Below are 20687 nucleotides of genomic sequence, written 5' to 3'. Positions count from 1 at the left end.
TGACGACGGAATTGGCCTCCTCGCCCTCCTTGACCGGCGGCGCGGGCAGCACCTGGCGCAGGGTGGCGCGATGCTTGCGGTCGGGAAAGCCGAGCGTGGTGAACCAGACCGGCATGCCGGGGCGCAGATGCACCACATCCGCCTCGGAGACGTCGCTGCGCACCGTCATGGTGGCCAGGTCGGCGATGCGCAGGATCAGCGGCGTGTCGTAATTGGCGTTCAGCGTCTGCCCCTCGCGTGCCAGCGCCGCGACCACGGTGCCGGCCATGGGCGAGGTGATGCGCGAGCGGGCCAGCGTCGCCTCCTCGGCCCGCAACCCGGCGCGACTGCGGCGGATGGTGGCGTCCAGCGCCTCGATCCGGGCGCGCAGCACGTCGCGGTCACGCTCGGCCTCTTCCAGCGTCACCCGGCTGCTGCTGCGCCCGGCCAGCGAGGAATGCCGCCCGGCCTGGCGCTCGGCAAAGCCCAGCTGCGCCTGCAATTCGCTGCGCTCGGCGGCCAGGCGGGCCAGTTCGGCCTGCAAGCCCTCGACCTGCGCCGCCTGCACCTCGGCGTCGATCTCGGCCAAGAGCTGCCCGGCCTCGACCCGGTCGCCGGCCGCGACATGCAGCCGGCGCAACTGCCCCGAGACCTGCGCGCCGACATCGACATGGGCATGCGGCTCGATCCGGCCCGAGGCGGTCACGGCGTTTTCCAGGTCGCGGCGCATGACCGGCGCGGTGTCATAGGCGACGGCGGGCGGCCCGCCGCGCAGATGCCACAGCCCCGCGCCGGCTAGGGCGGCCAGCGCCAGCACGGCCAGCAGGGCGCGGCGGCCGCGGCGGGCGGGTGCTTGCGCGGGCAGGGGCGGCGGCAGGTCAGTCTCGGACTGTAGAAGCGCGTTCATGCACAGGGTCCATTGGGTGCCCGAAAACAGGAAGATCCGACCTGGCCGGATCGCGTCGGAAGTGATGAGGAACGCCTGCAACCTTCGCCGCAGGCGGCGCGGCGATCTGGCTTTGCGAGGGTCCGATGGCGACGGTCGGGGGACCGGCGGCCCTGCACATGGCGTCCCTGCTGTTTAGGGCCGCCCCGGCCCAAGCGCAACAGGCCAAGGCGGGCGCGCATCGGCCGGGGAAAGCCCGGCCGACGGCTTGCGGCACGCCTCAGAACCGGCCGCGCAGGGTCAGCGTGGCATTCCGGGGCTCGCCATACCAATTGCCGCCGCCAGGGGTGCCGATGGTGGCGTAATAGGTCTTGTCGAAGACATTGTTCACGTTCAGCGCCAGCGCCCATTGCTCGTCGATCTGGTATTGCACATGCGCATCCCAGACCGAATAGCCGCCCTGCCTGATCTCGAACTCGGGCTGGGTCCAGTTGCCGTCGGGGCCGCGCAACCAATAGGTGCCGCTGTTCGCGTGCCGGCTTTTCACCGTCACCCCGCCGCCGAAGGTCCATTTCGACCAGTCGCCCGGCAGGTTGTAGTCGGTCCACAGCTTGAACATGTGGCGGGGGGTCAGGGCGCTGAAGACGGCGTTCTCCCTCGTGTTCTTGTTATGGTTGTAGGTATAGCCGGCAAAGACCTGCCAGCCCGGCGCGACCTCGCCCGAGACCTCCAGGTCGATGCCCTGGCTGACGATCTCGCCCAACGGCAGGTAATAGGTGCCGAGCTCGTCCTCATAGCGCGGATCCTCTACCTTTTCGCCCTGGCGCTCGATGCGATAGAGCGCAGCCGCAAGGTTCAGCGCACCCCCCATGATGGCACCCTTGGCGCCCAGTTCGTAGTTGCGGCCGGTGATCGGGTCCAGTTGGGTCGGGTTGTCGGGCGGACCGGCAAAAGTGTTGCCCTGCGGCTTGTAGATCTCGGTCAGGCTGGCATAGGCGGTCCAGTCCGGCGTCAGGTCATAGGTGACGGCGGCATAGGGCGTGAAGATGCCGTTTTCGCTCCAGCGCCAGCTGGTGTCGCGATAGGTGACGTTTCCGTCCTCGTCATACTCCTCCATAGTCTCGGAATGCCTGTAGTTGCCGTAACGGCCGCCGACGATGACATGCATCCTGTCGGTCGCCTGCATGTCCAGCCGGGCATAGATGCCTTGCTGCTTGCCGCCCCATGCCGGCCAACCGGATCCGGCCCTGCCCCGCACCGGCGCGGGCAGGTCCAGACCAGGGAAGTCGTCCAGACGGATTTCGCCCTCGGGAAACGCCGTGTCGATGCGGTTGCGCAACTGCTTGCCGTAGCTGCGCCGCCAGTCGGCGCCCATGGTCAGCTTGTATTCCCGGCCCCAGGCATCGAAGCGACCCGAAAGGCTCAGGTCCACCCCGTCCGAGTGGTTGCCGTCGTCTTCGGAAAAGGCGCTCGGCGTGCCGAAAGAACCCGTCACCGGATCGATCGGACCGCCGAGACTGAGGTTGAGGTAATCGAAATCAAAGCGTTGCCGCGCGGCGCTGAGCTTGAGCGTCCAGTCCGAATCGAACCGATGCTCGACCGAGGCGAAAAGCTCGCGGATGGTCTGCTCGCGCTTGGCCCAGTCCACCGTCAGCGCCACGTCGCGCGGCAGGCCAAGCTGGCTGCCGTCGGTATAGGTCGGCAGGCCCCTCTGCCACATGGTGCCGTCTTGGCGCTGGTAGCTGATCCCGGCGCTGATCGTGGTCGAGGGCGTCAGGTCGTATTCCAGGATGCCGTAGAGAACCTGCTTTTCCTCATCCGCCGGCTTGTAGAAATAGTCGCGGTCCTGCCAGACGCCGACCAGCCGGCCGCGCAACCGGCCGTCAAACCCCAGCGGGCCGCCGATATCGGCCTCAAGCCGGCGGTTGTTCCAGCTGCCATAGGCCAGCGTCACCGCCGAGCGCAGTTCATCCGTCGGGCGCTTGCGCGCCAGGTTGATGGTGCCGCCCGGCTCGCCCGCGGCGGAAAACAGCCCCTCGGCCCCGCGCAGCACTTCCAGCCGGTCATAGATCGCCAGGTCGAAATCTGGCCGGAATGTGGAATCATACGAGGTGCCCAACCCGTCGATCTGGTAATTGTTGATGACGAAGCCGCGCGAATGGAACTCGGGGTTGCCCATGCCGTCGGTGATGGCGACGATGCCCGGCGTCTTGGCCATGGCGTCGGACATCATGGTCAGGCCCTGGTCCTCGATCGCCTGGCTGGTCAGGACCGTGACCGATTGCGGCACCTCCTTCAGCGACTCGGCGCCGCGGGCGATGCTGGCGGACGGCGTGGCATAGGAGCCGCTGCCCTCGGTCGTGGCGCTGCCGCCGCGCAGGGTGACGGTATCCAGGACCACCGCGCCATCGCCCGCCCCCGCTGGCGCCGCGGCGCCGGGCCGGACCAGGACATAGCTTCGCGGCCCCGCCTGCTGCAGCTGGTAGCCGCTGCCGGACAGCAGGACGGAAAAGCCCTGCTCGACCGTGTAGCTGCCGCGGATGCCGGCGCTTTGCAGCCCCGCCAGCGCCGAGGGTTCATAGACCAGCTGCACCCCCGAGGCGGCCGCATAGCGCGCCAGCACGTCGCTGAGCCGGCCGGGGCCGATGGCATAGTCGCGCGCCTGCGCAAGGGCCGGGGCGGTGATCGTGGCACCCAGGGCGGTGCCGACCAGAAGCGCCCGCACCGCGCCGCGCGGGGCCGATAGCCCGGTCGAAAGCGCGAGGGCGCGGGCAACCGCCACCGGCGCGCAGGTAAGATAAGTCATGCTGCTTCGTCCTGTCTTGAATGGATGAAGGGCAGCGGGCTGATACCTGCTTGGCTGGCTCCCTTTCCCCATTCACCGGACGAGATCCGAAAAGTGATCACCCTGGCGGCAAAAAATTTCCCGCGCCGGGCCTTTCAGGCGCGCGGCGCGACCACCACCCACCAGGGCGTGCGGCGCTGGATGCGCACCGGCAGGGTCTGCGCCAGCAGGTCGAGGCCGCGATCCGTATCGGCCAGCGAGATCGCCCCCGAGACCCGTATCCCCGCCACGGCGGGATCGCAGCGCAGCACGCCATGGCGATAGCGCGCCATCTCGGCGATCACCTCGCCCAGCCGCATGTCCTGCGCCAGTAGCATGCCCTGTTCCCAGATCGCCGCGCTGTCATCCACCGCCGCCGGTCGCCTGACGCCGCCGCGGCCGAAATCCGCCTGCTCGCCCTGGCGCAGGACATGGGGCGGGGCATCCAGCGGCCGGATCTCGACGGCATGGCGAAAGACCGAGACCCGCGCCAGGTCGTTTTCCAGATGCCGCACGCTGAAGCGGGTTCCCAGCGCCCGGATCTCGCCAAAGGCCGTGGCGACCAGCAGCGGACGCGGCGCCGGCGCGGGATCGGCATGGGTCGTGACCAGGATCTCGCCGCTGTGCAGGTGGATGCGCCGCTCGGCGGCGGTAAAGGCGATGTCCGCCGCGCTGTCGGTGTTCAGCACCAGTTCCGAGGCGTCGGGCAGGTCCAGCGCCTTGCGCTCGCCCACCGCCGTGGCCACGTCGGCGCGCCATTTCCGCCAGGGCTGCTGCCAGACCAAGGCCCCGGCCGGCGGGACGAGCAGCAGGCCGCCCAGCAGGCCGAGCGCCCGGCGCCTGTTGGGCTGCGGTTCGATGGTGCGCAGGACATCCTGGCCCAGCCCGCGCGGCAGCCGGTCGAAGGTCTGGAACACCGCCTGCGCCCGCGCCCAGGCCGCGGCATGCTGCGGGCCCTGGGCCAGCCAGCGGTCGAAGGCGGCGCGGTCGACCTCGCCGGGGGCGCCGTAGCGCATGGCCATGGCCCAGTCGGCGGCTTCCTCCAGCAAGGCGTCCCCGCAAGGCTGCGCCATGTCAGGCCGCCTCCATGCAGGCCAGCAGCGCCTTGCGGACATGCCGCCTGACGGTGATGACCGGCGCCTGCACCCGCTGGGCGATCTGCTGCAGGGTCAGCCCGTCCAACTGGGCCAGCAAAAAGACCTCGCGGGTAAAGGCCGGCAGCCGCGCCAGAACGGCGTCGATCCGCATCAGGGCCTCGATGACCAGCATCTGCTCTTCGGGGGGCGGAACCGCGGGGACGGGCAGATGGGCGATGGCCTGCTGATAGGCCCTTTCGACGCGCCGGCGCCGCCAGTGATCGGCCAGCAGGCCCTTGGCGATATGGGTCAGAAGCGCGCGGGGCCGGTCGCCGAGTTGCGAGCGGCGCGAGGCCAGCAGCCGCAGGAAGGTGTCATGGGCCAGATCCGCCGCATCGCCGCTGTCGCCCAGCTTGCCGCGCAGCCAGCCATGCAGCCAGCCGTGATGAGCGGCGTAAAGCGCATGGAATTCGCATCTGGGATTTTCGCCGATCGACACCCTGCCCCGCTGATCTGCCCGGAAAGCGTCCGGGTCCGAAATCCTTACTAGATTACAAAGGTATTTCCATCCTGGGCTTGCCGGCGGCACCGAAAATTTGCCCGCCGCGGCCCGGTTGTCGATTTCATGTCACAACCGGCCGGCATGCGCGGCATGGCAGCGCCGGGCTGGCCCGCGCGATCCACCGCGCATCGCCGCGGCCGCGGGGCGCGATTCGGCCGCGTCCAGGGCCGGGCCTAGGGTTCGAGCAGCGCGCGCGCGGCCGCCTTGGCGGCGGGGGTGATCTCTTCGCCGGCGAGCATGCGGGCGATTTCCTCGATGCGCTGGCTGGCGGTCAGCGCGGCGACGTTCGAGGTGGTCATACCGCCCTCGACCGATTTCGCGACCCGGAAATGATGCCCGCCAAGCGCCGCGACCTGCGGGCTGTGGGTGACGACCAGCACCTGCGCGCCCTCGGCCAGCCGGGCCAGGCGCCGGCCGACCGCATCGGCGGTGGCGCCGCCGACGCCGCGGTCGATTTCGTCGAAGATCAGCACCAGCGCGTCGTTGCCGCGCGCCAGGCAGACCTTGAGCGCCAGCAGGAAGCGCGACAGCTCGCCGCCCGAGGCGATGCGGTCCAGCGGCCCGGCCGGGGCGCCCGGATTGGTGGCGACGGTGAAGGCCACCGCGTCGCGGCCCTCGGGGCCCGGCTCGGCCTCGGCAAGCCGGGTCTCGAAGACCGCGCGCTCCATCTTCAGCGGCGCGAGTTCGGCCGCCATCGCGGCATCGAGCCGCTTGGCAGCCGTGGCGCGCCGGTCGCTCAGCCCCGCCGCCGCCGCGCCATAGGCGGCGTCGGCCGCCGCCACGGCCTCGCGCAGGCGCGCCAGATCCCCCTCGCCCGCGTCGATCCGGCCCAGCCGTTCCCGCAGCGTGTCGGCCAGCCCCGCCAGATCGTCGGCCAGCACCTCATGCTTGCGCGCAAGCGCGCGCAGCGCGAACAGCCGTTCCTCGGTCGTCTCGAGGTCGCGCGGGTCGAAATCCATCGCCTCCAGCGCCGCCTCGACGCCCGAGGCCGCCTCGCCCAGTTCGATCAGCGCCCGCTGCAGCGCGGCCGCGGGCGCCTCCAGCCGGCCCTCGGCCCGCTCGGCGGCACCGTCGAGCCAGCGCGCGGCATCCAGCATCGCGCCCTCGGCCCCTTGCGGCCCCAGCGCCTGCAAGGCCCGCGCCACGTCCTCGCGGATGCGCTCGGCGCCCTGCATGGCGCGGCGGCGGGTGTCCAGTTCCGCCTCCTCGCCCGGCTGCGGGTCGAGCTTGTCGAGTTCGGCCACGGCATGGCGCAGGAAATCCTCTTCGCCCTTCGCCGCGGCCAGCGCCGCCTCGGCCCGTTCCAGCGCCGCGCGCGCCTCGCGCCGGGCGGCCCAGGCGGCACGGACCGGCCCCAGGTCCACCCCGGCAAAGGCATCCAGCAGCAGCCGGTGGCCGCGCGGGTTCAAGAGACCGCGGTCGTCATGCTGGCCATGCAGCTCGACCAGCAGTTCCGAAAGCGTGCGCAGCACCTCGCCCGAGGCGCGGCGGTCGTTGATCCAGCCGGTCTTGCGCCCGTCCAGCGCATTCACCCGGCGGATGATCAGCTCGTCCGAGACCGGAAAGCCCGCCTCGTCCAGCAGGGTGCGGGCGGGATGACCGGGCGGCAGGTCGAAGACCGCCGTCACCTCGCCCTGGCTGGCGCCGGCGCGCACCAGGTCGGCACGGCCGCGCCAGCCCAGCACGAAGCCCAGGCAGTCGAGCAGGATCGACTTGCCCGCCCCGGTCTCGCCGGTCAGCACGTTGAGGCCCGGCCGGAACTCCAGTTCCAGCCGGTCGATCAGCAACATGTCGCGGATGTCGAGATGCCGCAGCATCGCCCGCTTACAGCCACTTGCCCTGGATGACCTGGCGATAGACCCGCGTCAGCCAGCTGTCGCCGCGCGCTTCGGCCTGCAGGCCGCGGCCGCGCAGTTGCGCATGGGCATCCTGATAGAAGGGCGAGGACTGGAAGTTGTGGCCCAGGATCGCGCCGGCCGTTTGCGCCTCGTCGTTCAGGCCAAGCGCCAGATAGGCCTCGACCAGGCGCATCAGCGCCTCGGGGGTATGGGAGGTGGTCTGGAACTCCTCGACCACGACGCGGAAGCGGTTGATCGCCGCGGTGTAATGGCCGCGCTTGAGGTAGTAGCGGCCGATCTCCATTTCCTTGGCGGCGAGGTGGTCGAAGGCCAGGTCGAATTTCAGGATGGCCGAGCGGGCGTATTCGGTGTCGGGATATTGCTCGATCACCTCGCGCAGCGCCTGGAGCGCCTGGAAGGTCAGGCCCTGGTCGCGCCCGACCTCGTCGATCTGGTCGTAATAGCTGAGCGCCAGCAGGTATTTCGCATAGGCCGCGTCCGCATCGCCCGGATAGGTGTCGATGAAGCGCTGCGCGGCGCCCCGCGCCTCTTCGTAGTCGCGGGCGCGGTGATAGGCATAGGCCTGCATGATCAGCGCGCGCTTGGCCCATTCGGAATAGGGGTAAAGCCGCTCGACCTCGGAGAAATACTGCACCGCGTCCTTGGGCCTGCGCGAGTTCTCAAGCTCGTATTCGCCGCGCTTGTAGATCTGTTCGGCGGTAAAATTCTCGAATGATTCGGGCTTGTTCCCCGCACCGCCCGAACAGCCCGCCAGCAGGCCCAACGACAGCACAGCCGCGACCAAGGAACCCGATCTGATGCCTGTCATTCCATACCGCCCGTCAGAAATTCACGCCGCCGCATGGGCGGAAGGCCCGCGCGGCCCGGTCGTCCTAGCACAGAAAATCGGGCTGCGCAAAATGCCAAAACGGCAAAAACGGCGCAGGGCCGCCACCTTCAGGCGACGGCCAGCTGACGGGTGCGGGAAGCGAGGCGCGCAGCCGAGGCGATCACCCCGGCGCCGGGCTGGCGGCTTTCCATCGCCGGGGTCAGCGTGACCCATTCCCAGGCCTCGGGCTGGGCGAAAAGCGCGCGCAGCAGCTTGTTGGTCATGGCGTGGCCGGCGCGGTGGCCGGTATAGCGCGCCAGCAGCGGCGCCCCGGCCAGCGCCAGGTCGCCCACCGCGTCCAGCATCTTGTGGCGCACGGCCTCGTCGCGGTGGCGCAGGCCGCCCGGCGACAGCACCCGGTCGCCGTCCACGACCACCGCGTTCAGGTAGGTGCCGCCAAGCGCCAGGCCGTTCTTCTGCATCTGCACCACGTCAGCCTGGCGGCAGAAGGTGCGGCTGTCCATCAGCTCATGCACGAAGCTGCCGTTGGCCATGTCGAGGCGCTTTTCCTGATGGCCGATCGCCGCGTCCACGAAGTCGATGTCGAAATGGATCTCCAGGTGGTCGGCGGGCGAGAGGCGGGCGAAAGCCTCGCCCTGCCGCACCTCGACCTCGCGCAGGATGCGGATCGCGCGCAGGGGCGCCGCCTGCTGGCGCAGCCCGGCTTCCAGGATGCCCTGCACGAAGGGGGCTGCGGAGCCGTCGAGAATCGGCACTTCCGGCCCGTTCACCTCGACCACGGCATTGTTGATGCCGGTGCCCGACAGCGCAGCCATCACATGCTCGACCGTTGAGACGGTGGCGCCGCGGCCGTTGTCCAGCAGGGTGCAAAGCTGCGAGGGCGTGACATGGTCCCAGCGCGCCGGAATCCGGGCGCGGTCCAGGTCGGTGCGCACGAAGACGATGCCATGGTCCGCCGGCGCCGGCAGGATCGCCAGCCGCACGGCCGCACCCGAATGCAGTCCGACGCCGCGGAACTGGGCTTTCTGAGCGATGGTGGTCTGCATGGTCTTGCCTGCCGATTCTTGTGAACTGAGCGTGCCACGGCAAGAAATCCGCGGCGCAAGGATCAGTTAGGCATCCCCCGCCGATTGCTCAAATAACCTTTTGTAACGGGGTGAAACAATCGGCCCCGGCTTGCGCCCCGGCCCCGGCCGGAACCGCCAATACCTTGATCCAGCAAAGAAAAAGGACCGCCGAAGCGGTCCTTCACGAAATCGTCGCCGGAATTTTGTGATCGGCTCAATTCGCCTGGCGGCGCAGGAAAGCGGGGATCTCGACATTGTCGCCGGCCCGGTCGGGGCTGGCCAGATCGTCGAATCCGGCGTCGAAACCGCCGCGGTTGCGGGCCGCGACACGCTCGTTCACGCGCTCGGCGATGGTCGAGGGCGCGGGCTTGTCGGCCTGCTCGCCATGGCCCGAGATGCGCTCCAGCATCCGGCTCAGCCCGCCCATGCGGCCCTGGGCGCGGCCCTGCTCGGCCGGCTGCGGCTGCTGCTGGGCGGCGCGGTTCTGGGCCGCGGCCTGGCGCTCGGGCGCCTTCTGGACGGCGGCGGCCAGGCGCTGCATCACCGCATCCGAGGGCGTGCCGGCCGGCGCCTGCGGCCGGGTCGGCGCGACGAAGCCGCCCGCATCGCCGTTCAGCGCGTCGCTGGGCGCGGCGGGCTGGCGCAGTTCGGGCTGGTAGGCCGGGCGCGGCATGTCTTCCTCGTCATAGCGCGCGGCAGGGGCCGAGGGCTGGACGCGCGCCGCCGGGGCGGGCTCGGCCAGGGGCGCGGTGCGGCGCGGCGGAACCGGCAGCTCTTCCTCGGCCGGTTTCTGCGCCACGACGGGGTTCTGGGTCAGCGGCTCCTTCATGCCGCGGCGCGGCACCGGAACCTCGGCCGCCGAAGCGTCGATGCCGGTCGCGACGACCGAGACGCGGATCGAGCCCTCCATCGACGGGTCAAGCGTCGAGCCGACGATGATGTTCGCATCCGCATCGACCTTCTCGCGGATCTTCTCGGCCGCCTCGTCCATCTCGAAGAGCGTCAGGTCGTAGCCGCCGGTGATGTTGATCAGCACGCCCTTGGCGCCGTTCAGGCTGATCTCGTCCAGGAGCGGGTTGGCGATGGCCTTTTCTGCCGCCTGCACGGCGCGGTTCTCGCCCGAGGCCTCGCCGGTGCCCATCATCGCCTTGCCCATCTCGTCCATCACCGCGCGCACGTCGGCGAAGTCCAGGTTGATCAGGCCCGGCCGCACCATCAGGTCGGTCACGCCCTTGACGCCCTGGTAAAGCACGTCGTCGGCCATGGCGAAGGCTTCGGTGAAGGTGGTCTTTTCGTTGGCCAGCCGGAACAGGTTCTGGTTGGGGATGATGATCAGCGTGTCGACGACCTTCTGCAGCGCCTCGACGCCTTCCTCGGCCTGGCGCATGCGCTTGGTGCCCTCGAACTGGAAGGGCTTGGTCACGACGCCGACGGTCAGGATGCCCATCTCGCGCGCGGCCTGGGCGATGATCGGGGCGGCGCCGGTGCCGGTGCCACCGCCCATGCCGGCGGTGATGAAGCACATATGCGCGCCCATCAGATGATCGACGATGTCCTCGATCGTCTCTTCGGCGGCCTTGGCGCCGATCGAGGGCTTGGCGCCGGCGCCCAGCCCCTCGGTCACTTTCGGGCCGATCTGGATGCGGCTTTCCGCCTTGGAGGATTGCAGCGCCTGGGCGTCGGTGTTCGCCACGACGAACTCGACCCCCTCCAGCTGCTTGTCGATCATGTTGTTGACCGCATTGCCACCCGCACCACCGACGCCGAAGACGGTAATGCGCGGCTTCAGTTCCTGGTCATCATTCAGCATCAGGTGAATCTGCCGTTCCATGTCTCGCCTGCCTTCATCTGTTGCGCCGGACATGTGCGCAGTCCGGTCGAATCCCCGTATACCGGCCAGCCTAGCCAGATTCGCGCCGAGCGTCACCCGAAAAACACACCCCGCACACCAAATATCGCGGTGGATGCTGGGGTTTTCGGCGGCATCTTGCCCATTCTGCTGCATGTGGTGGAGGCGCCGGCCCACACCACCGCATCCGGGTTCCGCGCCCCTACCAGTTGTTGCGGAACCAGCGATAGGCCCGGCGCAGGCTGCGCGCCGGGTAGTGTTCGGCGGGCATGTCGAAGTCCCACCATTCGTCCTGCGGATGCGCCGTCAGCAGCGCCAATCCGATGGCCGAGGAAAAGCCCGGCGCGGTCGCATTATGCGGCAGGCCCTGGATACGCAGCGGCCGGCCGATGCGCACGTTCTGCCCCAGCATGCGCGAGGCCAGCGCATCGAGCCCCGGGATCTGACTGCCGCCGCCGGTCAGCACGATCTGGCGCGAGGGCATATAGTCGAAGCCCGCCGCATCCAGGATCTCGCCCACCTTTTCCAGGATCTCCTCGACCCGCGGCCGCATGATGCCGATCAGGTCGGCGCGGCTGACGCTACGGCGGTCGGTGTCCCAGTCGCCGGTCTCGCCGCCCAGCTCGATCATCTCGCGGTCGTCGCGGCCGGTGGCCTCGAGCCCGCCGTGCAGGGTCTTGAGCCGCTCGGCCACGGCATGGCTGACGCGCAGCCCCTTGGCGATGTCCTGGGTGATTAGCTCGCCGCCGAAGCGGACGGCATCGGCAAAGATCATGTGCTTCTTGATGAAGACCGAAACGCCCGTCGTGCCGCCGCCCAGGTCGATGCAGGCGGCGCCCAGCTCCTGCTCGTCCTCGACCAGCGCCGCAAGACCCGAGGCATATGAGGCCGAGGCCACGCCTGCCAGTTCCATGTCGCAGCGCCGGATGCAATGCACCAGGTTGCTGGCCGCATCGCCGTCGATGGTCAGCACGTGCATGTCGCAGGCCAGCCGGCCGCCCGACTGGTCGCGCGGGTCCGACAGCCCCGAGCGGCCGTCGAGGGCAAAGTTCACCGGCTGGGCGTGCAGCACCTCGCGGCCGCGGCCAAAATCGGGCACCTCGCAGGCGGCCAGCACGCGGGCCACGTCGCCCTCGCCCACCTTGCCGGCGGGCAGCACGATCTCGCCGGCCAGGCCATAGCTGGCCGGGCGCGCGCCCGAGATGCAGGCGATGACGTGGTCGACGCGCACGCCTGCCACCTTCTGCGCCGACTGGATCACGGTGCGAATGGCGCGCTCGGTCTCGGCCATGGTCTCGATCTCGCCATAGCGCATCCCGCGCGAGCGGGTGGTGGCGGTGCCGATGACGCGGAAATTCGACTGGCCGGCCATGGGGCCGACGCCGTCCGTCTCGCGGAACTGGCTCGGGCCGTCGAATTGCAGCACCAGGCAGGCGATCTTCGAGGTTCCGATGTCCAGAACCGCGATGACGCCGCGCTGCATGGCCTGGCGGCGCATGTTCCGCATGGCCCGCTGGCCCTGATACAGATCCTTCATCTCACCTGCCTCCTTGCGCTGTCAGCCGCTTTTCTTCGCGGTCTTCGCCGCCTTGCCGGCCGTTGCCTCGGGCGGCAGCGGCAACCCGTCGGGGCCCAGTTCGGGCTGGCCGCGGGCACGGCGGATGGCGTTCTGCGCCTCCATCCCCAGCCGCACCACCGGGCGCGCCTCCTGCCGCAGGTCGACGACCGAAAGGTCGCGGTCCAGCATGTGCAGCGCGCGGTCCAGCGCGATGGCGCGCTCCAGCGCCTGAAGCGCCTTTTCCTCGGGCAGCTTGATGCGCTGGCCGCGGTCCAGCACCACGTCCCAGCGCCGCTCGCCCATGCGCTCCAGCCCGCGCAGCCGCGGCAGGATCGGCCCGGCGGCGTCGATCAGCGCCAGCGCCTCGGCCGCGGCGCGGTCGGCGCCCTCGCCGGCGATGATCGGCAGGTCGCCGCGCACCTCGCGCCCCGTGACCGAGGCGACGCGGTGCCCGGTCTTGTCCAGCAATTCGATGCCGCGGGCATGGCGCCACAGCAGCGCCGGCACCCGTTCCGTGACCACGGCCGACAGCACCCCGCCCGGCTTGATGCGCAGGTCCACCGCCTCGACCGCATCGAGCTTCAGCACCCGCTCGCGCAGCTTTTCCAGGTCGATGTCGAAGCTCGAGGCCGGCAGGTCCACCGGCAGCATGGCGCGCAGCCCCTTGTCCACCGCGGGCGAGGCGCCCTCGATGGTCATCATCCTGACCATGAACTCGTCGCGGTGCTGGATGCGGTCCACGATGGCGTCGATGCCGCCGGTCAGGTTGGCCCGGCGCGTGTCGTCCGACAGCCAGATCCCCGCCACCAGCGCCGCCAGAAAGGCGGGCAGGCCGACATGCACCAGCCGCCGCACCAGCGGCCGCAGCATCATCCGGTTCAGCCGGTAGGCCAGGCGCGAGGGCGCCGGATCCTTGCGCGGCGTGCGCGGCGCCGCCGGGGCGGGGCGCGCGGGCGCAGGGCGTACCGGCGCCGGCCGACCACCCGGCCCCTGGCCGCGGTGGAAGGGGTTCAGGCCCTGCATAGCGCCTCCTCGACGATCCAGCGGCAGAGCGCGGGAAAGTCCATGCCGGCATGGGCCGCCTGCTCGGGGGCAAGCGAGGTGGGGGTCATGCCGGGCTGGGTGTTCACCTCGAGGATGATCAGCCCGCCCAGCCCGCGGCTTTCGTCCCAGCGGAAATCGGTGCGGGTCAGCCCGCGGCAGCCCAGGGCCTGGTGCGCACGCACGGCCTGGTCGCGGCAGGCGGCGGCGATTTCCGGCGGGATCTCGGCGGGGATGACATGGCGCGAGCCGCCGGGCTTGTATTTGGCATCGTAGTCGTACCAGCCCTCGGTCACGATCTCGGTCACGCCAAGCGCGCGGTCGCCCAGCACGGCCACGGTCAGCTCGCGCCCCGGCGCATAGGTTTCCACCATGACCCGCGCGGGCATCCGGTCGGAAAGCTGCGGCGGGCCGTTCGCGGCCTCATGCACGATATAGACCCCGACCGAAGAGCCCTCGTCGTTCGGCTTGACCACATAGGGCGGCGCCATGACGTGGCGGGCGCGCACCTCGGCGGCATCGGCGATCAGGCTGTCCAGCACCGGCAGGCCGGCAAGGCGCAGCACGTCCTTGGCGCGGGTCTTGTCCATGGCCAGGGCCGAGGCCAGCACGCCGGAATGGGTATAGCGCCAGCCCAGCCATTCCAGCAGGCCCTGCACGCAGCCGTCCTCGCCCCAGCGGCCATGCAGCGCGTTGAAGACCACGTCCGGCGCGTGTTCGGCCAGACGCGCGGGCAGATCCCTGCCCGCGTCCAATTCGACGACTTCATAGCCCGCCTGCCGCAGCGCAACCGCGCATTCACGCCCCGACGAGAGCGAAACCTCGCGCTCGGCCGAGGGTCCGCCCATCAGGACTACGACTTTCGGGGCCGACCTGCTCGACCTGCCCGCCAATGTTCTGCCTCATGCTCCCCGGTTGATCCGGGTATTTGTCGGGTCAGGATAGCCGCTTGGGCGGAATCGCAAAAGTCCCTTTTCGCGTCTCGCGCGATATTTCCGGCAATGACGGCGGGTTACGGCCGGTTCCTAGGGCTGGCCTACGCGGATGACTTCCCATTGCAGCTCGTGCCCGCTGGTCTCGCGCACCTTCTGCCGGACCAGTTCGCCCAGGGCTTCCAGCTCGGCGGCGGTGGCGCCGTCGGCGTTCAGCAGGAAGTTCGGGTGCTTTTCCGACATCTGCGCCCCGCCCAGGCGGTGGCCGCGCAGGCCGGCGGCGTCGATCAGCGACCAGGCCTTCAGCTCGTGGCTGTCATCCGCCCGCCCGGTCGAGGAAAACCCGGCCGGGTTGCGAAAGGTCGAGCCGGCGCTGCGTTCGCGCGTGGGCTGGCTCGCATCGCGGCGCGCCAGCTGTTCCTCCATCCGCGCGGCCAGTCCCGCGGGGTCGCCCGGCTCGGCGCGAAAGCGGGCCTCGGTCACGACCCAGCCCTCGGGGATCTCGGAATGGCGATAGCCGAGGCGCAGGTCGGCGGCCGCGATCTCGTGCAGGCTGCCGTCGCGGGCCACGGCGCGGACCGAGACCAGGTGGTCGGCGACATAGCTGCCATAGCAGCCCGCGTTCATCCGCACCGCGCCGCCGATGCTGCCGGGGATGGTGCGCAGGAAGGTCAGGTCCAGCCCCGCCTCGGCCGCGCGGCGCGCGACATGGGCGTCCAGCGCCGCCGCACCCGCGGTGACGATGCCGCCCTCGCAGGAAATGCCGTTGAAGCCGCGCCCCAGCCGGATCACCACGCCGCGAATGCCGCCGTCGCGCACGATCAGGTTCGAGCCGACGCCCATGGCAAAGACCGGCAGCGAAGGGTCGAGGCCGCGCAGGAATTCGGCCAGATCCGCTTCGTCCGCGGGCTGGAACAGCCAGTCGGCCGGCCCGCCGACGCGCAGCCAGGTCAGGTCGGCAAGGGCCCGGTTCGGGGTCAGGGCGCCGCGGGGCGCGGGAGGCGTCTGGGTCATGGCGCGGTGGTTAATCAGCGTTGCGCGCGCCGTCAATCCGGCCCGCATGCCGCAGCCGCTTTCCGGCGCGTCTCGCCAGGGTTCCGACTGCGGCCTGCCGAGACGCGCCGCGCATCTAGCGCAGCCCGTCCACCGGGGCCGGAGGCACGGGCTGGGTCACAAGATGGCTCTTGCGCTTTTCGTAGAAGGCATTGCCACCCGCCACCAGGACATAGTGCATGTTGTCATAGGAAAAGCGGTGATCCTTCTGGTGGAAGAACATGGCGTTGCCGATCCCCGGCTGCCTTTCGCCGCGCAGGACCGCGATCGCGGCCTCGCGCACCGCCGGCAGGGATTTCGAATCCATTCGCCGGGTCAGGACGCCCGGCGCGAACTGGCCCTTTTGCCCGACCACGCCGCAAACCGTGTTGGGATAGCCCTGCGCCCTGACGCGGTTCATGACCACGTTGCCGACGGCGATCATGCCGTCGCGGCTCGAACGGTTCGCTTCGAAATAGATCGCCCGCTCCATGCATTCCAGCTCGCTCATGCCGCCGCGGCCGCAGCCGGCAAGCCCGGCCAGGGCAAGCGCCAGCATCGCGCCCAGCCCTGCCCGGACCCGCATCCTGCTTTCCGTCATCTCGTCCCCCTTTTTCATCCCGTTTCCTGTCATTCCAGCGCGCTGAGGACCACCGCCAGCGCGGCGAAGCAGCCCAGGCCGACGATGTCCCAGGGCTGCGAGAACGGCGCGCGAAGGACCGGCGGCGGCCGCAGGCGGTCGTGAACCCAGCGCAGCAGCGCGCCTGCGGCCAGGCCCCCCGCCGCGATCAGCAGCAAGAGCGACAGCAGCGCGCCGATGATCCCGGCCAGATAGCCGCCGGTCTTGCCGTCGCCGATCAGATAGCAAAGCCAGGCCGCGCCGAGCAGCAGGGCCAGTTCGCCCCCCAGCACCCGGAACGAGCGGGCGCCGGCACGCAGGATGCCGACGGCGGCGGCCAGCGCCACCGTGACGGCGACGATCAGCCATGCCACCATCATCGCCGGCGGTCCCTAGCGCAGGCCGCGCTGCGCAAGCGCGCGCCGGCGGCGGCGCGCATCGAAGGGCGGCCAGACCAGCAGCGACAGGCCGAGCGCCAGGAACAGCACGCCGAAGCCGGGGCCGCACAGATAGGTCAGCCAGCCCAGCACCGGCACGCCGCACAGCACCAGCGCCCAAAGCGCCGAATGGCGCCAGCGCAGCCGCACGAAGGGTAGAAGGCAGGCCATCACGCCCCAAAGCAGGGCGCAAAGCGCCGCGGTGGCGGGATGGCTGGCCAGCGCGATCACGCGGCCTTCTCCGTCAGCCGCTCGGGCAGGTTGTTGGCCCAGGTCGAGATGGTGCCGGCGCCCAGGCAGACCACCATGTCGCCCGGCCGCGCCTGTTCGCGCACCAGCCGTTCCAGGTCGCCCTCGTCCATCACCGCGCGGGCGTGGCGGTGGCCGTGGGCGATCAGCCCGGCGACCAGGTCGTCGCGCGAGGCGCCGGGGATCGGTTCCTCGCCCGCCGAATAGACCTCGGCGATGGCGACGACATCGGCTTCGTTGAAGCAGGTGCAGAAATCGTCGAAGAGGTTGGAAAGCCGCGAATAGCGATGCGGCTGATGCACGGCGATGACCCGGCCCCTGGTCGCCTGGCGCGCGGCCTTCAGCACCGCCGCGATCTCGACCGGGTGGTGGCCGTAATCGTCGATGATGGTGACGCCCCCCACCTCGCCCACGCGGGTAAAGCGGCGGCTGACCCCGCCGAAGCGCGCCAGCGCCTCGCGGATCTGGGCGCGCTTCATGCCCAGGTGGCGGGCGACGGCCACCGCGGCCAGCGCATTGCTGACATTGTGGTCGCCCGGCATCGGCAGGGTGCAGCCCTCGATCACCGGGATCTCGCCGTCGTTCAGCTCGGCCTCGCCCTGCAGGGCGATGTCGAAATGCGCCACGCCGTTCTCGTAGCGCAGGTTCACGGCGCGCACGTCGGCCTGGGCGTTGAAGCCGAAGGTGGCGACGCGGCGGTCGGTCAGCCGGCCGACCAGCGACTGCACCTCCGGGTGGTCGGTGCAGCAGACGGCCAGCCCGTAGAAGGGGATGTTCGAGACGAAGTCCTGGAAACCCTTGCGCAGCGCGTCGAAGCTGCCCCAATGCTCCATGTGCTCGGGGTCGATATTGGTCACGATGGCGATGGTCGCGGGCAGGCGGTTGAAGCTGCCGTCCGATTCGTCGGCCTCGACCACCATCCATTCGCCGGCGCCGGCGCGGGCATTGCTGCCATAGGCATGGATCACGCCGCCGTTGATGACCGTCGGATCGAAGCCGCCCGCGTCCAGCAGCGTCGCGACCATGGTGGTGGTCGTGGTCTTGCCATGGGTGCCGGCGATGGCGACGTTGGATTTCAGCCGCATCAGCTCGGCCAGCATCTCGGCCCGGCGCACGACGGGCAGGCCGCGGCGGCGCGCCTCTTCCAGTTCGGGGTTGCCCTTCTTGATCGCGGTCGAGATCACCACCACGCCCGCTTCGCCAATGTTTTCAGCGCGCTGGCCCTCGAAGACGGCGGCGCCCAGCGCCTCCAGCCGGTCGGTGATCTTCGAGCGTTTCGCGTCCGAGCCCTGCACCTGGTAGCCCAGCGTCATCAGCACCTCGGCGATGCCGGACATGCCGATGCCGCCGATGCCGACGAAATGGATGGGGCCAAGCTCGCCCGGAAGTTTGGTCGCTGCGTTCATCGGGTCGGTTCCGTCACTAGATCTGCAAGGCGCTGCGCCGCGTCGGGGCGGGCAAGCGTTAGCGCGGCAGCTGCCATGGCGGTGGCGCGGGCGCTGTCGGAAAGGATGTCCCGGATGTCGCGCCTGAGGCTCTCGGCGTCAAGCACGGATTCGGGCAAAAGGATCGCCGCGCCGGATTCCGCAAGGGCACGGGCGTTGGCGGTCTGGTGGTCGCCGGTCGCCGCGGCATAGGGGATCAGGATCGCCGGACGGCCGACCACGGTGATGTCGGCAATGGACGAGGCCCCGGCCCGGCTGACGACCAGCTGGGATTCGGCAAGGCGGCGGGGCACGTCGTCGAAAAAGGGCCGGACCTCGGCATTGACGCCGGCCGCGGCATAGGCGGCGGTGACGCGCTCGGCATCCTCGGCGCGGGCCTGGTGGCTGACCGACAGGCGGGCGCGCAGGTCGTCCGGCAGGTCGGCGATGGCCTCGGGCACGATGTTCGACAGCACCCGCGCGCCCTGGCTGCCGCCGATGACCAGCAGGTGCAGCTCGCCTTCGCCCGGCGGGGCATAGGGGGCGGCGGCGCGGTGCAGCACCGCCTGGCGCACCGGGTTGCCGGTATGGATGCCCTGGACGCCGGGCGGCAGCCGGGTCGGCCAGGTGCCGCAGGCCACGCGATCCACCCGGCGGGCAAAGGCGGCGTTCACCCGGCCCATGATGCCGTTCTGTTCGTGGATCATGCGCGGGATGCGCAGGGCCAGCGCCGCCGACATGGCGGGGATGGTCGGGTAGCCGCCAAAGCCAACCACCACGGCGGGACGGTCGGCGCGCATCGCCCGGATCGCCCCCAGGATGCCGGCGCCGATGCGGAAGGGCACGGCCAGCTTGGCCAGCGCGCCCCCGCGCGCGGTGGTGGCCGAGCTGACCACCTCGCGCACCACCTCGGCCGGGAAGGCGCCGGCATAGCGCGCGCCGCGCTCGTCGGTGGAAAGCTTCACCCGCCAGCCCTGGGCCAGCAGCACCTCGGCCAGCGATTGCGCCGGGAACATGTGGCCGCCGGTGCCGCCGGCAGCGATCAGGCACAGCGGCCGGCCTTGGGACTGCGGGTCGCTCATCCCCGGCCCCGGCCCAGCACGTCGGCGATGCGGCCCTGCGGGCGCGAGCGGGTCAGCGCCAGCAGCATCCCCATGGCGATGCCCGAGGCGATCACCGACGAGCCGCCGTAGCTGACGAAGGGCAGCGTCATGCCCTTGGCCGGCAGAAGCCGCACCGCCACGCCCATGTTGATCAGCGCCTGCACGCCGAAGGCGCAGGCAAGCCCGGTGCCGGCGATGCGGACGAAGGGATCGCGCTCACCCTGGAGCCGCAGCAGCGAGCGGATGACGATGGCGGCATAAAGCGCGATGATGATCAGGACCAGGATCAGCCCGTATTCCTCGGCCGCGACCGCGATGATGAAATCGGTATGCGCGTCCGGCAGCGACCACTTGACCGAGCCCTCGCCCACGCCGACGCCGAAGAAGCCGCCTTCCTGGATGGCGTTGGTGGCATAGCCCAGCTGGGTGCGCGGATCGACCTCGGCCGCAAGGAAGCCGTTGATGCGGCGGGCGAAATGCTCGGACGCGCCATAGGCGAAGACGCCGCCGACGCAGGCCAGCCCCATCACGCCCCCCAGAAGGTAAAGCGGCGCCCCGGCGATGAAATACATCACGCACCAGGAAAACAGCACCAGCGAGGCCTGGCCGAAATCGGGCTGCATGGCCAGAAGCAGCACCACGACCACGGCGAGGCCGAAGGAAAAGGACTTGCCGGGCGGGCCGCCGACCTCCTGGCTGGCGGCCATGAACCAGGCGCAGATGGCGACGAAGCAGGGCTTGAGGAACTCGGACGGCTGCACCGACATGCCGCCGGGCAGGCGCAGCCAGCGCACCGCGCCCTTGCCGAAATCGGTGCCGATGAAGGGCAGCGCCATCAGCACCACCAGCGCGACCAGAAAGCCCAGCACGCCGATCCGCCGCACCATCCGCGGCGAGAAGGTCGAGATCACCAGCATCGCCGCCAGCGCCATGGCACCGAACACCGCCTGGCGGGTGACGTAATAGAATTGCGGCAGGCCGTTCTTTTCGGCCAAGGGCACCGAGGCCGCCAGGCCCAGAAGCAGCCCCACCGCGAACAATCCCAGCACGCAGGCCAGGGACCATCGGTCCAGCGTGCGCCACCAGCGTGGAAGAATCGGGTCACCTGCCCGCAAGGGGGTGGTGCCAAAGACCATTTCGGTCATGGGTTACCGCCGTCACTGCCTCGTTTGCATCGCCCGTTTGCCGGGTCTGGGCCGAAGCATAGCGCGATTGCACCCGGCGCGCTACTGCGGATTGAGCGACGTGGTGGCAGCCCGGATGACATCGCGCGGAAGACGGCCGGGTTTCGCACCCCGCCGCCCCGCCTTCTCCGTTCTTCAAATACCCGACGGCAACCGCGCGGCCGGGCGCGGCGGCGG

The 20687-nt window shown here is 70.1% G+C and carries 18 protein-coding genes; all 18 read right to left on the bottom strand.

The window, feature by feature from the left end; translation table 11 throughout:
- On the bottom strand, positions 1 to 886 hold an 886-nt coding region (locus IT40_RS11750), incomplete at its 3' end, for an efflux RND transporter periplasmic adaptor subunit (RefSeq protein ID WP_052095877.1).
- Positions 887 to 1145: 259 nt separating this feature from the next.
- A complete protein-coding gene (locus IT40_RS11745) occupies positions 1146 to 3671 on the bottom strand; it encodes a TonB-dependent siderophore receptor (protein WP_036754996.1) in 2526 nt (841 codons plus the stop codon).
- A 134-nt stretch (positions 3672 to 3805) separates the two neighbouring features.
- Entirely contained in the window at positions 3806 to 4762 is a 957-nt protein-coding gene (locus tag IT40_RS11740; protein ID WP_036754994.1) for a FecR domain-containing protein, read from the bottom strand.
- A 1-nt stretch (position 4763) separates the two neighbouring features.
- The gene (locus IT40_RS11735; protein WP_036754991.1) at positions 4764 to 5264 is read right to left on the bottom strand and encodes a sigma-70 family RNA polymerase sigma factor; all 501 of its coding nucleotides are present in this window, start codon (positions 5262 to 5264) and stop codon (positions 4764 to 4766) included.
- A 236-nt stretch (positions 5265 to 5500) separates the two neighbouring features.
- Positions 5501 to 7144 (bottom strand): DNA repair protein RecN, encoded by a 1644-nt coding sequence (gene recN, locus IT40_RS11730; RefSeq protein ID WP_036754988.1) that lies wholly within the window; start codon positions 7142 to 7144, stop codon positions 5501 to 5503.
- A gap of 7 nt (positions 7145 to 7151) precedes the next feature.
- On the bottom strand, positions 7152 to 7994 hold the full coding sequence (locus IT40_RS11725) for an outer membrane protein assembly factor BamD (RefSeq protein WP_036754985.1): 843 nt from the start codon (positions 7992 to 7994) through the stop codon (positions 7152 to 7154).
- 128 nt (positions 7995 to 8122) lie between these two features.
- Positions 8123 to 9061, bottom strand: coding sequence for a UDP-3-O-acyl-N-acetylglucosamine deacetylase (lpxC, locus tag IT40_RS11720; protein WP_036754982.1), 939 nt, complete (start codon positions 9059 to 9061; stop codon positions 8123 to 8125).
- A gap of 235 nt (positions 9062 to 9296) precedes the next feature.
- A complete protein-coding gene (gene ftsZ / locus IT40_RS11715) occupies positions 9297 to 10913 on the bottom strand; it encodes a cell division protein FtsZ (RefSeq protein ID WP_036754979.1) in 1617 nt (538 codons plus the stop codon).
- A gap of 220 nt (positions 10914 to 11133) precedes the next feature.
- Positions 11134 to 12468, bottom strand: a complete 1335-nt coding sequence (ftsA, locus tag IT40_RS11710) for a cell division protein FtsA (RefSeq protein WP_036754976.1) — start codon at positions 12466 to 12468, stop codon at positions 11134 to 11136.
- A 21-nt stretch (positions 12469 to 12489) separates the two neighbouring features.
- Positions 12490 to 13512: a cell division protein FtsQ/DivIB gene (locus tag IT40_RS11705; RefSeq protein WP_036754973.1), complete on the bottom strand. Its 1023-nt coding sequence runs from the start codon at positions 13510 to 13512 to the stop codon at positions 12490 to 12492.
- Positions 13500 to 14423 carry a D-alanine--D-alanine ligase gene (locus IT40_RS11700; RefSeq protein ID WP_036754971.1) on the bottom strand — a complete coding sequence of 308 codons (924 nt, stop codon included), beginning with the start codon at positions 14421 to 14423 and terminating at the stop codon, positions 13500 to 13502. The genes IT40_RS11705 and IT40_RS11700 overlap by 13 nt, the downstream gene beginning before the upstream one ends.
- Positions 14424 to 14555: 132 nt before the next feature.
- Entirely contained in the window at positions 14556 to 15476 is a 921-nt protein-coding gene (murB, locus tag IT40_RS11695; protein ID WP_036754968.1) for a UDP-N-acetylmuramate dehydrogenase, read from the bottom strand.
- Between the two features lie 115 nt (positions 15477 to 15591).
- A complete protein-coding gene (locus IT40_RS11690) occupies positions 15592 to 16080 on the bottom strand; it encodes a cell wall hydrolase (RefSeq protein WP_373995220.1) in 489 nt (162 codons plus the stop codon).
- A gap of 44 nt (positions 16081 to 16124) precedes the next feature.
- Entirely contained in the window at positions 16125 to 16493 is a 369-nt protein-coding gene (locus IT40_RS11685) for a hypothetical protein (protein WP_036754965.1), read from the bottom strand.
- Between the two features lie 12 nt (positions 16494 to 16505).
- Positions 16506 to 16781, bottom strand: coding sequence for a DUF2484 family protein (locus IT40_RS11680; protein ID WP_036754962.1), 276 nt, complete (start codon positions 16779 to 16781; stop codon positions 16506 to 16508).
- On the bottom strand, positions 16778 to 18205 hold the full coding sequence (gene murC / locus IT40_RS11675; protein WP_036754958.1) for a UDP-N-acetylmuramate--L-alanine ligase: 1428 nt from the start codon (positions 18203 to 18205) through the stop codon (positions 16778 to 16780). Before murC ends, IT40_RS11680 begins: the two co-directional genes overlap by 4 nt.
- Positions 18202 to 19305, bottom strand: a complete 1104-nt coding sequence (murG, locus tag IT40_RS11670) for an undecaprenyldiphospho-muramoylpentapeptide beta-N-acetylglucosaminyltransferase (RefSeq protein ID WP_036754955.1) — start codon at positions 19303 to 19305, stop codon at positions 18202 to 18204. The genes murC and murG overlap by 4 nt, the downstream gene beginning before the upstream one ends.
- Positions 19302 to 20471, bottom strand: coding sequence for a peptidoglycan glycosyltransferase FtsW (locus IT40_RS11665; protein ID WP_036754952.1), 1170 nt, complete (start codon positions 20469 to 20471; stop codon positions 19302 to 19304). Before IT40_RS11665 ends, murG begins: the two co-directional genes overlap by 4 nt.
- Positions 20472 to 20687: the final 216 nt, after the last annotated feature.

It is taken from the genome of Paracoccus versutus, assembly GCF_000763885.1.
In the GTDB taxonomy this organism is placed as follows: Bacteria; Pseudomonadota; Alphaproteobacteria; order Rhodobacterales; family Rhodobacteraceae; genus Paracoccus; species Paracoccus versutus.
This window is presented reverse-complemented; position numbering and strand designations above follow the sequence as displayed.

Excerpts from the sequence above, each read along its gene's own strand:
- IT40_RS11745 (WP_036754996.1), bottom strand. The coding sequence starts at position 3,671 with ATGACTTATCTTACCTGCGCGCCGGTGGCGGTTGCCCGCGCCCTCGCG.
- IT40_RS11740 (WP_036754994.1), bottom strand. The coding sequence starts at position 4,762 with ATGGCGCAGCCTTGCGGGGACGCCTTGCTGGAGGAAGCCGCCGACTGG.
- recN (WP_036754988.1), bottom strand. The coding sequence starts at position 7,144 with ATGCTGCGGCATCTCGACATCCGCGACATGTTGCTGATCGACCGGCTG.
- IT40_RS11725 (WP_036754985.1), bottom strand. The coding sequence starts at position 7,994 with ATGACAGGCATCAGATCGGGTTCCTTGGTCGCGGCTGTGCTGTCGTTG.
- lpxC (WP_036754982.1), bottom strand. The coding sequence starts at position 9,061 with ATGCAGACCACCATCGCTCAGAAAGCCCAGTTCCGCGGCGTCGGACTG.
- ftsZ (WP_036754979.1), bottom strand. The coding sequence starts at position 10,913 with ATGGAACGGCAGATTCACCTGATGCTGAATGATGACCAGGAACTGAAG.
- ftsA (WP_036754976.1), bottom strand. The coding sequence starts at position 12,468 with ATGAAGGATCTGTATCAGGGCCAGCGGGCCATGCGGAACATGCGCCGC.
- IT40_RS11705 (WP_036754973.1), bottom strand. The coding sequence starts at position 13,512 with ATGCAGGGCCTGAACCCCTTCCACCGCGGCCAGGGGCCGGGTGGTCGG.
- murB (WP_036754968.1), bottom strand. The coding sequence starts at position 15,476 with ATGACCCAGACGCCTCCCGCGCCCCGCGGCGCCCTGACCCCGAACCGG.
- IT40_RS11690 (WP_373995220.1), bottom strand. The coding sequence starts at position 16,080 with ATGCGGGTCCGGGCAGGGCTGGGCGCGATGCTGGCGCTTGCCCTGGCC.
- IT40_RS11685 (WP_036754965.1), bottom strand. The coding sequence starts at position 16,493 with ATGATGGTGGCATGGCTGATCGTCGCCGTCACGGTGGCGCTGGCCGCC.
- murC (WP_036754958.1), bottom strand. The coding sequence starts at position 18,205 with ATGAACGCAGCGACCAAACTTCCGGGCGAGCTTGGCCCCATCCATTTC.
- murG (WP_036754955.1), bottom strand. The coding sequence starts at position 19,305 with ATGAGCGACCCGCAGTCCCAAGGCCGGCCGCTGTGCCTGATCGCTGCC.
- IT40_RS11665 (WP_036754952.1), bottom strand. The coding sequence starts at position 20,471 with ATGACCGAAATGGTCTTTGGCACCACCCCCTTGCGGGCAGGTGACCCG.